General features: G+C 46.6%; 13 protein-coding genes. 9 read left to right on the forward strand and 4 right to left on the reverse strand.

Annotation, left to right across the window (positions count from 1 at the left end):
• The first annotated feature begins 2 nt into the window (after positions 1-2).
• The gene (locus QZ157_RS05105; RefSeq protein ID WP_295142695.1) at positions 3-662 is read left to right on the forward strand and encodes a nitrogen fixation protein NifR; all 660 of its coding nucleotides are present in this window, start codon (positions 3-5) and stop codon (positions 660-662) included.
• A gap of 211 nt (positions 663-873) precedes the next feature.
• Here QZ157_RS05105 and QZ157_RS05110 read toward each other — a convergent pair whose 3' ends face one another.
• Both QZ157_RS05110 and QZ157_RS05115 read right to left on the reverse strand, forming a co-directional pair.
• Complete coding sequence (locus QZ157_RS05110) at positions 874-1,500, reverse strand: DedA family protein (protein ID WP_295142697.1); 627 nt, start codon at positions 1,498-1,500, stop codon at positions 874-876.
• A gap of 2 nt (positions 1,501-1,502) precedes the next feature.
• Positions 1,503-2,150: a LysE family translocator gene (locus QZ157_RS05115; RefSeq protein WP_295142700.1), complete on the reverse strand. Its 648-nt coding sequence runs from the start codon at positions 2,148-2,150 to the stop codon at positions 1,503-1,505.
• Positions 2,151-2,369: 219 nt separating this feature from the next.
• Here QZ157_RS05115 and QZ157_RS05120 point away from each other — a divergent pair, with 219 nt between their 5' ends.
• The 4 genes from QZ157_RS05120 to QZ157_RS05135 all read left to right on the forward strand — a co-directional run bounded on the left by QZ157_RS05120 (position 2,370) and on the right by QZ157_RS05135 (position 5,243).
• Positions 2,370-3,380, forward strand: coding sequence for a bifunctional 3,4-dihydroxy-2-butanone 4-phosphate synthase/GTP cyclohydrolase II (locus QZ157_RS05120; RefSeq protein WP_295142703.1), 1,011 nt, complete (start codon positions 2,370-2,372; stop codon positions 3,378-3,380).
• Positions 3,361-3,876 (forward strand): PAS domain S-box protein, encoded by a 516-nt coding sequence (locus QZ157_RS05125; RefSeq protein WP_295142706.1) that lies wholly within the window; start codon positions 3,361-3,363, stop codon positions 3,874-3,876. Before QZ157_RS05120 ends, QZ157_RS05125 begins: the two co-directional genes overlap by 20 nt.
• 72 nt (positions 3,877-3,948) lie before the next feature.
• Positions 3,949-4,449 (forward strand): ATP-binding protein, encoded by a 501-nt coding sequence (locus QZ157_RS05130; protein ID WP_295142709.1) that lies wholly within the window; start codon positions 3,949-3,951, stop codon positions 4,447-4,449.
• Positions 4,450-4,514: 65 nt separating this feature from the next.
• Positions 4,515-5,243, forward strand: a complete 729-nt coding sequence (locus tag QZ157_RS05135; protein WP_295142711.1) for a response regulator transcription factor — start codon at positions 4,515-4,517, stop codon at positions 5,241-5,243.
• Positions 5,244-5,590: 347 nt separating this feature from the next.
• On the opposite strand, the gene QZ157_RS05140 is transcribed toward QZ157_RS05135, so the two are convergent.
• The gene (locus tag QZ157_RS05140) at positions 5,591-6,241 is read right to left on the reverse strand and encodes a metallophosphoesterase family protein (protein WP_295142713.1); all 651 of its coding nucleotides are present in this window, start codon (positions 6,239-6,241) and stop codon (positions 5,591-5,593) included.
• Positions 6,238-6,924, reverse strand: coding sequence for a metallophosphoesterase (locus QZ157_RS05145; protein ID WP_295142716.1), 687 nt, complete (start codon positions 6,922-6,924; stop codon positions 6,238-6,240). Before QZ157_RS05145 ends, QZ157_RS05140 begins: the two co-directional genes overlap by 4 nt.
• A 163-nt stretch (positions 6,925-7,087) precedes the next feature.
• On the opposite strand from QZ157_RS05145, the gene QZ157_RS05150 reads away from it, so the two are divergent.
• From QZ157_RS05150 to QZ157_RS05165, 4 genes are all read left to right on the forward strand, one after another.
• Positions 7,088-8,014: a Dyp-type peroxidase gene (locus QZ157_RS05150; RefSeq protein WP_295142718.1), complete on the forward strand. Its 927-nt coding sequence runs from the start codon at positions 7,088-7,090 to the stop codon at positions 8,012-8,014.
• A 269-nt stretch (positions 8,015-8,283) separates the two neighbouring features.
• Positions 8,284-8,862 carry a cytochrome C gene (locus tag QZ157_RS05155; RefSeq protein ID WP_295142721.1) on the forward strand — a complete coding sequence of 193 codons (579 nt, stop codon included), beginning with the start codon at positions 8,284-8,286 and terminating at the stop codon, positions 8,860-8,862.
• 670 nt (positions 8,863-9,532) lie between these two features.
• Positions 9,533-12,091 (forward strand): molybdopterin-dependent oxidoreductase, encoded by a 2,559-nt coding sequence (locus tag QZ157_RS05160; protein WP_295142723.1) that lies wholly within the window; start codon positions 9,533-9,535, stop codon positions 12,089-12,091.
• Between the two features lie 320 nt (positions 12,092-12,411).
• On the forward strand, positions 12,412-13,201 hold a 790-nt coding region (locus QZ157_RS05165), incomplete at its 3' end, for a cache domain-containing protein (RefSeq protein ID WP_295142725.1).

Raw genomic sequence — 13,201 nt, forward strand, 5'->3', positions numbered from 1 at the left:
GCGTGCTAAACTTTTTTGAAAATATAAATTTAAAGGCTACGAGGCTGCTTGAGGGCTATTATTCGCTCTTTTGCGGCCTTTTTACGCTTTGCGTCGGCATTTACGGGCTCGCGCTCGTTTTTAGGGTCGAGTGGCTTTTGCTTGCCGCTAGCGCTTGTATCTACGCGTGCTTTGTCCTGCTTGCGTTTCGTTCGCTTTTTTGGTTCGTCTTGAGTCTGATTTTCTCGCCCGTTTTTGCTATCGTCGTACGCGAGCGTTACGATGAAAATTTATTTTTAGACGTGGTTTTTGCGCTTATTTGGATATTTTGCTGGTTATTTTTATCGCTAGCCGTGAGTGAAAATATCTCAAAACTCGGCAACGAAATCGTATCTAAAATTTTACGTATCGCCGCGCTTTTTGCAGTGATCGGCGTTTATTACGTCAGTATTGAAAATAGCCTAAATTTACAAGCTATTTTACAAGACACCGTTACGCTTCGCATCGTACTTATCGCCATAAATATCTATATGTTTCCGTCTCTTATCGCGCTTTTGGCGCTTGATTTGCGCGGCTATTATTTGAAAAGCAAAGGCGAAAAAAGAGCCGAATTTTCATTTTTTAACCTTGCTCGCGAGGGTTTAAAGGTGCTTAAATTTATCGCCTTAAGGCGTAAAATCTAAATTTATACGGATTTTGATTAAAAGCCGAAATTTTCTTAAATTTAAGCAGACTCAAAGCCGTTTTGCGGCTTTTGATTATCGGCGGAAATTTATTTGCGCCTAAAAGTTAAGGCAAAAACTTTCTATATTTTTTGCACGGTAAAATTTAGCAAAATAAACCCGCATGGTAGCCGAATTTTAAATTTCCTTTAGCGGCTAGTTTAGAGGCGGTTTATTCTGGCTCTTTTGCGCCGTTTTTTGATTTTTTGCTTTGGCGTTTTACGTAAAAGATATAAATCGCGGTAAGTATGCCGACTGCTACGAGCAGGGCGATCACGATGTGGCTAAAGGTATCTTTGTCGTAGTTTTTACCTAGATACCAGCCAACTGCAAGCAGTACGGCGACCCAGATGCCCGCACCCAAAGCCGTATAGAGGCAAAATTTAAAGATATTCATACGCGCAAGGCCCGCCGGCAGGCTGATGTACTGGCGGATGCCGGGGATCAGGCGGCAGTTAAAGGTCGAAATCTCGCCGTACTTGTTAAAAAACGCCTCGAATTTGCGCATTTTCTCCTCCGTGATACCGACGTATTTGCCGTATTTTAGCGCGAGCTCCCGTCCAAAAAAGTAACACAGATAGTAGTTAAACGCCGCTCCTGCGAGACTGCCGGCCGTTCCGACGGCCCAAGCTGCAAATAGATTCATCTTTCCTTCGTGCGCGAGATAGCCCGCCGGTATCATCGCCACTTCGCTTGGAAACGGAAAAAACGAACTCTCTAAAAACATCATCAAAAAGATGCCCGTATACCCCCACTGACTCACGTAAGAGACGATAGTATCTATGATAGAATGAAGCAAATTTAGCCTTTATTTAGGATTTGAGAAACGAAATCATACGCTATAGCAAGCGCAAAAAGCGCAAAAATCGTCGCGCAAACGCTATCAAGCGTCTTTTGGCGACTCAAAAACGCTTCGCGTGCCTTTTTTACGGCAAAAAGCCTACCCAAAAGCACGAAAACGAATACGCTTTGGACGGATATCGCGCCGATCAATAAAAAAATATCTTTTATCGGCGCGGATTCGTCGATAAATTTAGAAAAAATGCTAGCAAAATACAAAATAGCCTTAGGATTTGAGATATTTGTAAGCATCCCGAGGATAAAAAAATGCTTTGCGCTTACATTTTTTTCTTTTTGCATTTGCTCTTTGTTTGCTTTTTTGCTACGGGCGGAGCGAAATAGTAAAAAGCTCAAAAAAAGCAGATAACAGACGCTAAACAGCGCTAAGGCGTATCTGATAAGCGGCGTGGCCTCAAAAAGAGCCTTTAGTCCAAACGCCGTCAAAAAAACCCATAAAACTATGCCGGCGCAGACTCCCAAACAAGCATAAAAGCTATATCTAAAGCCGTGTGCTAGCGATACGCGAAGTATCAAAAATACATCTGGCCCCGGCACGATAATAGCGATAAAATGCGTCAGCATGATGGCGGCTAGAGAAACTAAGCTCAATAAATTTCCTTTAAAAAGCGAGATTTTAGCCAAAAGACGCAAAAAATAGCCTAAAATCGCCTTGGGTAAATCCACGAAATTAACCGCTTTACGTAAGCTAAATTTGTTTAATAGCGCCGCGCGGATCGTTTGGAGAGGATTTAAATTTATCCTCGCTTTTACCGCTTCTTTAAAACTAAGAATGTATAATTGTCCTAAAATTTTAAACAAGGAATAACAATGGATAGAGTAGAGCAGGCCATAAACGATATAAAAAACGGCAAAATGGTCGTCATGGTCGATGATGAGGATCGCGAAAACGAGGGCGATCTGGTATTTGCGGCGACCTTTAGCGACACGCAAAAGGTAAATTTTGCCATAACTCACGCAAAAGGCGTGCTGTGCCTCGCGCTAAACGAGGAGATCGCGCGTCGCCTCGATCTAAATTTGATGGTGGATAAAAACACGTCCTGCCACGAGACGGCGTTTACCGTCACCATAGACGCTAGAAACACGACGACGGGCGTGAGCGCCTACGAGCGCGACGTCACGATCCGCCTAGCAGCCGATCCGATGTCAAAGCCGGAGGATTTCGTGCGCCCTGGGCATATTTTCCCGCTCATCGCTAAAAAAGGCGGCGTGCTAAGCCGCACGGGACACACCGAAGGCTCGGTGGATCTATGTAAGCTTGCCGGCCTAACGCAAGCAGCCGTCATCTGCGAGATCGTAAAAGAGGACGGTAATATGGCTCGCAGGCCAGATCTGGAGGCATTTTGCGAGAAATTCGGACTAAATATGGTCTCGGTTTCCGAGCTCGTGCAGTACCGCCTAAGACACGAAAGCCTAATCGAGATAAAAGAAAAAAGCGCGGCTAAGATAGCAGGCTTTGACGCCATAAAATGCGAGATCCTAGATCACAAGGGCGAGCGCCACTATGCCTTTGTTTTTGGCGAGATAAAAGACAAAACCGCGGTCAAATTTCATCAAATTTCAAGCGACGTGGAGCTGCTGTGCTCCGATAAATTCGCCGATCTGCTGGAGTCGCTTGAGTATCTATCCAAAAACGGCGGCGTCGCGGTGTTTTTACAAGGCGAGGAGAAGTGCGGCGGACAGGTCAAGGACTACGGCATCGGCGCGCAAATTTTACACAAGCTAGGCGTCAGCCGTATCGAGCTTTTAAGCGCGAATAAAAACAAAGATTTCGTCGCGTTAAAGGGCTTTGGGCTTGACATTGCGGGCTATAAAGAGTAACGCAAACGGGCCTAGCGAGGTTGCGCGGGCCTTTGCCAAGACGCTAAATTTGGGGCTTTTGTACGCGGACAAAAAGGGCGTAATTAAATTTATAAATAAAAAATTCGAGCGGATTTTCGCTCTAGCGCCCAAGGTTTTTTACGGAGCGAAATTTGACGAGATGATCGCTGCGGCACAGGGGCTGGACGAGCTAAAAAGCTTTGAAAATCTCAAAAATAGCCCGCTAAACTCGAGCGATTTTATAGTAAAAAAGAACCAAAAAAGCTACAGGCTAAACGTTTCAAACGTGCTTGAGGGCGGAGTGAAATTTGACGGATTTATCCTCGCAGTCACCGACGTCACGCACGAAAAGGAGCTAGAAAAAAAGGAGCTTGGGCATAGGCGCTCGGTGCTAGCTCACGCCAAAACCGCGCTGGTGGGCGAGATGATAAACTCCATCTCGCATCAGCAGCGCCAGCCTCTAAGCGCACTGGGGCTGTATCTGGATAATATCTAGGAGTGCGCGCGCGAGGGCGAATTTGAGCGCATACCGGCTCAAATCGCAGCCTGCAAAAAGAGCCTAAGGCTAATGGATGAAACGATAAAGGCGTTTAGAAATTTTTACGCCAGCGGCGAGGGGGCGGCGAAATTTGATCTCGTTAATATCATAAACGAGCTTATTTTGATAGTGCGGCCCGAGCTAAACTCTCACGGTATCGAGCTAAAATTTGCTAGCAGTAGCGGCAAATGCGAGCTAAAAAGCGTCGCTAGCTACGTGAGGCAGATCTTGCTCTCTTTGCTCTCAAACGCTAAGGACGCGCTGGTTGAAAGTGGACGTGATACGCCGCAAATTTTAATCGAGCTAAAGAGAGCGGGCGGGCTATTTTGCGTGAGCGTGAGTGATAACGGCGGCGGGGTTAAGGCGGATAGCGATAAAATTTTCGAGCCATTTTTTACGACGAAAAATATGGGCACGGGCACGGGGCTAAACGTAGCTAGAGAGCTCGCCGTAAAAAAGCTAGGCGGCGCTCTGGAGCTTGAAAGTGCGGCGAATCCGACTAAATTTACGCTATTTTTAGGCGAAATTTAGATGAGGCGATAAATTTAAAAATTAGTTTGCAAACTTAAGAAAGACAAGCAAGAAACGAGGCTAGCGTGTATAGCAAAATAAAAAATATCTTAAACGGTGTAAATTTGCTCATCGTCGAGGACGACGAGAGCCTGCGCGAAAGCATCAAAATATCGGTCGAAAACTACGTGAGCGAGGTTTACGCCTGCGCAAACGCAAAAGAGGCGCTGGAAGTTTTTGAAGCAAAGGGCATAAATTTAGTGCTTTCTGATATCAACATGCCGCATATGAACGGGCTTGAGATGGCGGCTCGCATCAGGGGGCTGGATAAAGACGTGCCTATTATTTTTCTTACTGCATACGGTAACGACGAGAACGTGCTTAGCGCGATAGAGCTAGGGAGTTTTGGCGTGCTAAAAAAGCCGTTTGAAAAGCGCGATCTAATCATGCAAATGAGCTTTGCGGCGAATAAATTTAAAAACGATTTTGCGGAGGTTGATCTAAAAAACGGCTTTAAATTTAACGCCTTTAGCAGGCAGCTAACAAAGGACGGCCGGCCCGTGGCGCTAACGAAAAAAGAGCAAAATTTACTACATCTTTTCCTAAAAAATCAAGGCCGCGTCGTGAGCTTTGAGATGATCGAGGCGTACGTCTGGCAGGAGGGTAGTTGCACGGCCGACGCGATACGAAGCTTTGTGTATAAACTACGCAAAAAACTCTACCCCGAACTCATCCAAAATGCGCAGGGCAGCGGATATGCGCTGATTTTAGACGGACAAGGCGGACGAACGGTGAGTAAAATCTGCTACGTTTGAAGTTCAAAAGTAAAAAGCTAAATTTAATTTTAAAGATTAAGCTTTTTGTGTTTTACGGCTTTAAAAATAAAATTCGGCGCATTTTTAGGATCGCCGACCCTTAGCAAGGCGGCGGCAAAATTTGAGCGCGTAAGATTAAACGAGCGGCTCAAATTTAAGCAATACAAGGCGCTTAAAATCCGTCTTTTATCGGCCGGCTTTGCGGTTACCGCGCTCTGCGCGCCTAGTTTGCGGCTATTTTTTTCTTGTTCGCGCCGATTTGCCTTGCGGTAAAAAATTTAAATCCGTCCGTCAAAACGGCGATTTTGGCTTACTACTTAAAATTTTACGCGAAATTTGATCTAGCGTCACTTGTTGATTAGCCGTAAAAAGCCTTTGATCTTTTGCGCTCTTACGCCCTCATCCTCATTTTCGCCGAATTGATTGCCTCCGTGCGAGTAGGGCGGCAAATCCTTTACGAAGTCCAAAATTTCGCCGAATTCTAAAATTTTGCCGTGCAGGTCGTAGCCGACGTTTAGTGCCTTGCCCTTTATCTTCGCTACGTTTGCGTGGATATGTCCGTAGAGATGGATAGCGCCGTGATGGCCGCCGTTCCACTCGCAGACGGGATAGTGAAAAAGCGCGAGCCTAAAACTCTCGCCGCCGTGTTTCAGCGCCAGCTCCTTGTAGTCGCAAATCTCTTCAAACAGCGCGTTGTTATCGTTTTTGCGTATCGTTAAAAGCTCGTCCGCGCGCTTGCGAATTTCTTGGTCGTGATTGCCCAAAATCAATACGTGCTTGCCGTTTAGGCGTTTTAAAATTTTAAGCGTCTGCTCAAAGTCCTTGTGAAAGCTGACATCGCCTAGATTATAAACCTCGTCGCAGGGATTTACGCGCGAATTCCAAAGGCGGATTAGCGTATTATCCATATCGTTTATGTTTTGAAATTGCCTAAAATTTGGATGAAATTTCATGATATTTGCGTGTCCGAAATGTAAATCCGACGTAAAATAAGTCATTTTCGCCTCCTTAAACCTACCTCGAATTTTTCGCCGCTTTTTATTTCTATTATAACCAGCCGCCCGAAAAATACCGCGCCGCAGTCCATCGCAAACACGCCGTTTCCTTTATCATGGATTTCGTTGTCGCGATTTGGAGTGTGTCCGAAGTATATCTTTTTGCCCGCGTCGTTTTCTTGCCAAAACGGCGCCCTTCGCCACATCACGAAGTCCTCGTCTTGGCGTTCTAGCGAAATTTTAGGATTATACGCGGCGTGAACGAATATGCTTTGCTCGGAGCTTATTATGTGAGGCATCTGCTCTATAAACTCTTTAACCGCTGGCGGAATGTCCGTAAATCCGTGAGCCTTTGCGCTTTTTATCGTCTCTTCGCCGCCGTTATTTATCCACGTGTAGTAAATCTGCGCGTCATCCTCAAAAATAGCTTTATAAAGCATATCTTCGTGATTGCCTCTAACGTGTAAAATTTGCCGTCCTTGCGCGATGAGCTCGGCGTAGCGCAGATATAGCCCGATGCTATCCTCGCCCCTGTCGCAGCTATCGCCTAGGATTACTATTAGGTCGTTTTTAGTTAAATTTATCTTTTCAAGCATCGCGTCAAATAGTCCAAGGCAGCCGTGAAGGTCGCCGAATACGAAAATCCGCTCGAAATCGCTTTCGTTTATGCGTTTAATTTTTAACATTTTTACTCTTTTGAATTAAATTTGCGGAAATTTTGGGTTAATGCGAGAATAAAGGCGAGTTGATTTTACTCTATTTAGATAATAATGCGCTTAAAAATACGGCGCCCGTTCGCCGCCGCCCTAAAATTTAGGTATAATCGTGCTAAAATTTTAAGGAGAAAAAATGCAAATAAATTCGCAAGAAGTAACACAGGCGCCCGGAAATAACACCGTTTTTCAAACTTGGCTGCTAGGCGGCGACGAAAACGCCTGTAAAAAAGGCTTTGAAAGACTTTGCGCTTTGGTCGTAAATTTAAACAAAACGGCCAAAGTAAGGTTTGGCGCGGAGGCGAACGTAAACTGCGTTATCGCGGTCGGACGCGACGCGTGGATAAAACTAGGACTCCCGCAACCGCTACCAAAAGAGCTTGTAAATTTTAAAGCTATAAAAGGCGACAAGCACGAAGCCGTGAGCACTGCGGGCGATATCCACGTGCATATTAGGGCGTTAGACGCTGCGGACTGCTTTGATATGGCGCAAAACATAAAGGCCGAGCTTTTTAAATTTGCCAAGCTCGCAGACGAAACTCAGGGTTTTAAATACCACGACGGCAGAGCGATTATTGGATTTGTGGATGGAACTGAAAATCCAAACGGCGAGGATAGGGATTATTTTGCCAAAGTCGGCGACGAGGACGCGAAATTTAAGGGTGGAAGCTATGTGTTTGTACAAAAATATAAACACAAAATGAGAGAGTGGAATGCAACTAGCGTGAGCGAGCAAGAAAAGGTCATCGGCCGCACGAAAGCAGACGACATCGAGATGAGCGAGGATGAAAAGCCTAGCAACTCGCACTCCGCCGCGGCAAACGTAGGAGATGATAAAAAAGTCGTTCGCGGAAATATGCCTTTTGTCGAGGGAAGCTTGACGGGGACGTACTTTATCGCGTATGCTAGCACGTTTTCGACGGTTGAAGCGATGCTAAATAAGATGTTTATCGGCGAGCCGCGCGGCAACTCGGATAGACTACTTGATTTTAGCACGCCGGTCACCGGAGCGCTATTTTTCGCGCCTACTTTTGATATGCTCTCAAGCTATAGCGCGGAGTAGGATTTTTTGGCTCGCGAACCCTCCTAAATTTCGGGCGTTTTGCGGGCTGCCGCTTTAAATTTTGCTTTCAATAACCTCGCTGAATTCGCTTTTAAAATTTAAAACCGAGATTAGTATTTTTTCGTAAACTTTTACCGCTAAATTTGCAAATTTTGCTTGCAAATTTACGGCATGAACCGCGCAAATATAAAATTATATTTTCATAAAATCATACTTTCATCATACTTTTCTTATATAATCCTTTTACATCTTAAATTTAAGGGAGAAAAATGAAAAAAATCCTACTATCAAGCTTGCTAGCCTGTTCGCTCTTTGCAGCGGGCGAGGTGTATAGCCCGTCGGTAAAAGACGTTTACGCCGATGCGACGTCGCAAAAAAGCATAGGCAGGCTCTTGCCGACGAACGGGGTTAAAATTTTAGCCACGCAGGGCGACCGCGTGAAAATCTCCGTTAAAGGCTACCAAAATCCCGCCGTTAGCAACGTTGTTTATTTTAGCGACTCCGAGCGCGTCATCGCCGTGGCGTTTGCCAAAACCGCGACGCCTGATATAAAGGTTGTAAAAAAGGGCGCTAACGGCAAATGGGACGAGGTTGAGACCGTGGTCTATGCGCAAAAAGACGGCTTCACGAGCGATCTAGGCGGGCTTTTTGCTAAGGGCGGCGAACTTTACAAAGAGAGCTGCGGAGCGTGCCATTCGCTGCATCAAACCACGCACTACAAGGCAAATCAGTGGCCTAACCTGCTAAAATCGATGATCGCGCGAACGGCGATCGGCAAAGACGACGAGTGGCTGGTGATACAGTACTTGCAAAAGCACTCTGCCGACGTGAACGTAGCAAAAAAGTAAAAAGCGGCGCGTAAATTTGACGAAGATTTACGCCTAGCGCACTCGCAAATGGACGAGATTTGCGGGAGCTAAACCTATAAAAGTCGCGGCAAAGCGGCTGTTTTTAAAACGCCGAATTTGAAGGTTTGGCGGATGGTAAATTTAGCGCGTAAGACGAGATGCGCGCTAAATTTGAGCGACTACTTTGCGGGCTAGGCTGCGCGAACGAGGCTTTTAGCCGTCAAATTTGACTCGCCGGACGAGAGGGCGGTTAAATTTGAGCGTAAAAGCTTAAATTTGATCCGTGCCAAGGCGCGGCTCGTTGGCTAATAAAAAGCCGAATTAAAGTCGCTTTTAAAAGAAGCGGTGTGCTTCAGGTGGGTGCAGGGAGTATTTATACTCCCGCTCGGAGGTCGGACTTTGTTCGACCGAGAAGTAAAAACAAAATTTACACCGCTTCTAAAAAAGCGGTGAGATTTGAAAAAGATACAAAATCGCTGACACGCGATTTTGTGCTTCAGGTGGGTGCAGGGAGCGCTTGCGCTTCCGCTCGGAGGTCGGACTTCGTTCGACCGAGAAGTAAAAACAGGGTACCCTACGCAGTAGGGACTTTAGGTGGGTCGAGGGAGCGTAGCTCCCCGTCGTAAAGACTGGCTTTGCCAGTCTGCGAAGTAAAAAATAGGAGAGAAAAATGAACCTACAAAGACGAAATGTATTAAAAGGCGGAGCGGCGCTTGCAGCGGCTCCTTTGTTTTCTAGCGTAACGGCGTCAAATTTACTCGGCGCCGAGCTAAATACGGCAAACGTACGTAGCGGCGAGGTGCTAACGGCCGCTCACTGGGGCATGCTAAAGGTTAGCGTCAAAGACGGCAAGATCGTAAAATCAGAGCCGTTTCAAAAAACGAGCGAAGTGTATAATCCGTTGCAGCACTACACCGCCGATATGGTCTATAAATCGCGTATAAAATACCCTATGGTACGCAAAAGCTACCTAGAAAATCCGGACTCGCCAAAACCCGAACTAAGAGGTAAAGACGGATGGGTCCGCGTACGCTACGAGGACGCGATAAAACTAGTAGCTAGAGAGCTAAAAAAGACGAGAAAACAAAAGGGGCTAGAGGGCGTGTTTGCGGGTAGTTACGGCTGGAAATCAAGCGGCAACGTGCATAACTCGAGAATTTTGCTTCATAGATTTATGAACCTTAGCGGCGGATTCGTGGGGTCTCTTGGCGATTATTCTACGGGCGCTAGCCAGATCATCATGCCTCACGTCGTAGGCAGCATAGAGGTCTACGAGCAGCAAACCAGCTGGCCTGTGGTACTAGAAAACTCAAAAGTAGTCGTCATCTGGGGCGCAAACCCGATGGCAACCCTTCGCATAGCGTGGACTAGCACCGACGAGCAGGGCTTTAAGTACTTTGAAGAACTAAAAAAACGCAGCGACATAAAAGTCATAATAATCGACCCTATAAGAAGCGAAACGGCGCAGTACTTTGATAAGGCCGAGTGGATAGCTCCGGTGCCAAACACCGACACTGCGATGATGCTAGGCATGATGCACTACCTATACGAGAGCGGCAAATACGATAAAAACTTCATCGAGACCTATACGAGCGGCTTTGATAAATTCCTGCCGTATCTGCTCGGTAAAACCGACGGCACGCCTAAAAATTTAGAGTGGGCGAGCAAAATTTGCGGCCTTCAAGCAAGCCTCATAAAAGAGCTTGCCGATACCTTCGTAGCTAACCGCACGATGATAATGAGCGGTTGGGGTATGCAGCGCGCGCATCACGGCGAGCAGCCGCACTGGGCGATGGTGACATTAGCGGCGATGCTAGGACAGATCGGGCTTCCGGGCGGAGGTTTTGGCCTTAGCTACCACTACTCAAACGGCAGCGCTCCGACTTGCAAGGGTGCCGTAATCGGCGGCGTAAATAGCGCAAGCGTGGGTAAATTTAACAACGAGGGCGAGTTTATCGGCACCGATAGCGGAGAATTTGACGCAAACGGCCGCTTCGTCGCTAAAGCTGCGGCAGTAGCTGGCACTGGTCAAAGCTGGCTGCAAAAGGCGACAAACTATGCATTCCCGGTCGCTCGTATAGCAGACGCTCTGCTAAATCCGGGCAAAGTGATCGATCACGACGGCAAGAAAATCACGTATCCCGATATCGACTTTATCTACTGGGTCGGCGGCAATCCTTTAGCCCACCATCAAGAGACGAACCGCCTGCTAGAAGCGTGGCGCAAACCTCGCACGGTAGTCGTAAACGAAGCTTATTGGACGCCGACGGCTAAGATGGCCGATATCGTATTTCCGACTACTACGGCATACGAGCGCAACGACGTCACGATGACGGGCGACTACTCGAATATGAACATCGTGCCGATGAAGCAAGTCGTGGAAAAATACGGCGAAGCACGCGATGATTATCAAATTTTCACCGATCTTTGCAAAGCGTACGCTAAAAATTTAGTCGTAGCCTACACCGACAACGGCAAGGACGAATTTGACTGGATCAAAGAGTACTACGGCGCGGCGTACGAGCAGGTCAAGGCTATACCTGATTTTGAAACCGATATGAAGCCGTTTGAGGAGTTTTGGAACGAAAATAAGCCGGTAACTTTTGCCTCGACGCCTGAGAGCGATGCGTGGGTGAGATTTGGCGAGTTTAGAGAGGATCCGGTACTAAATCCTCTAGGAACGCCAAGCGGCCTAATCGAAATTTACTCTGAAACCATCGAGAAAATGGGCTATGACGACTGCGGCGCGCATCCGATGTGGTTTGAGCCGATCGAGTGGCTAGGTATGAAAGATAAACCTGCCGAGCTACACATGCTAAGCCCGCATCCGACCGATCGCCTCCACTCGCAGCTAAACCAAACCTCTCTGCGCGAAAACTACGCGATCGCAAACCGCGAGCCGATCTGGATACACCCTAAAGACGCCGCGAAAAAAGGTATCAAAACGGGCGATTTGGTTAGGGTATTTAACGCACGCGGCGAAGTGCTAGCGGGTGCCTTGGTGACGCAAGATATCAAAGAGGGCGTCGTGAAGCTCGCTGAGGGCGTATGGTACGACGGATTTGACGCGGGTCTTTGCAAAAACGGCTCGCCAAACGTCCTAACTATCGATATCCCGACTAGCAAGCTAGCTAATGGCAACATTAGCCACACCGCGCTCGTAAATATCGAGAAATTTACGGGTAAGGCGCCTGAGCTAACGGCGTTTAGCGATCCGAAATTTGCTTAAATTTGAGGCCGTAAGCTAAAATCTGCGGCTTAAATTTGATAAAACCTCGCCGGGTTAAATTTGACTCGGCGAGACGGTTTGATCTACGCCGCTTTTGCGAGATTATTCTAAGCTGGGCTTTTAAATTTAACCTCGCGCGGTAAATTTGCTTGAATTTGCCGCCATTTTGCCTCTCGCGATAAATCCTTAAATTTACCTTTTGCGCCTTTTTAAATTTGGACTAAAATTTGCTTTATGGTCGATAATTTACGCTAAATTTTAATTTTATTTAATAGCTAAAGTTGTAAAATGAAACCTTACAATAAATTTAAGGAGAATAAATGCGCTCAATCACGAACAAGATCGCGTTGATGCTAATCATTGCGCTCTTCGTCTCATTCGCCGCTATTTCGGCAGTCAGCTACTACACGGCTGAAAATAAAGTCGTAGAACTGGTAGGTCAAACCCAAGATCAAATCCTAGACGACGTTAAAATAACGACGAATTCGTTTTTTAACGACCATCTTGAGATACTGGGTAAAATCAGCGCAAGGCTCGAAAAATCAGTCGGCGACGATGATGAGATAATGGCTAAGGTTGCGCTAGAAAAGGAGTTTGCGAGTTCATATATCAAATACGTGTATTTCGCTAAAGAAAACGGCGACTTTTTCCAATCAGACGGCAAAAGAACGACCGTAGCGGACAACTACGACCCAAGGACTAGGGGCTGGTATCAAACCGCCGTAAAGGAAAACAAGGCGGTATTTTTAGAGCCTAGAAAGGCTTCTACGGGCGATTTGGTTATAACATTCGTAACGTCGATAAACAAAAACGGTAAATTTATGGGCGTAGCAGGCATAGACGTAGACGTAAAGGATCTTGGCGAAAAGATAATCGCGATGGGTAAAACCGACTACGGTTACGTACTTTTGATGAAGGGCGACGGATTGATTTTGCTACATCCCGACCTTTCTAGCATAGGTAAGGTTAGCACAGCTAGTAAAACCGTAGCCGAAGGCTATGCGGCCAAAAAGTTCGATAATAACGGCTTGATCGCTTACGTAAATACAAGCGGTCAAAACGTAACGGCTAAAGTAATCCCTATAAATGATCAAGGCTGGCTAGCAGTAG

The organism is uncultured Campylobacter sp. (genome assembly GCF_905372745.1).
GTDB lineage: Bacteria > Campylobacterota > Campylobacteria > Campylobacterales > Campylobacteraceae > Campylobacter_A.

Bases quoted from the DNA above. Each gene is read 5' to 3' on its own strand.
- QZ157_RS05120 (WP_295142703.1), top strand. From the start codon at position 2,370: ATGGATAGAGTAGAGCAGGCCATAAACGATATAAAAAACGGCAAAATG.
- QZ157_RS05150 (WP_295142718.1), top strand. From the start codon at position 7,088: ATGCAAATAAATTCGCAAGAAGTAACACAGGCGCCCGGAAATAACACC.
- QZ157_RS05140 (WP_295142713.1), bottom strand. From the start codon at position 6,241: ATGACTTATTTTACGTCGGATTTACATTTCGGACACGCAAATATCATG.
- QZ157_RS05155 (WP_295142721.1), top strand. From the start codon at position 8,284: ATGAAAAAAATCCTACTATCAAGCTTGCTAGCCTGTTCGCTCTTTGCA.
- QZ157_RS05130 (WP_295142709.1), top strand. From the start codon at position 3,949: ATGGATGAAACGATAAAGGCGTTTAGAAATTTTTACGCCAGCGGCGAG.
- QZ157_RS05145 (WP_295142716.1), bottom strand. From the start codon at position 6,924: ATGTTAAAAATTAAACGCATAAACGAAAGCGATTTCGAGCGGATTTTC.
- QZ157_RS05160 (WP_295142723.1), top strand. From the start codon at position 9,533: ATGAACCTACAAAGACGAAATGTATTAAAAGGCGGAGCGGCGCTTGCA.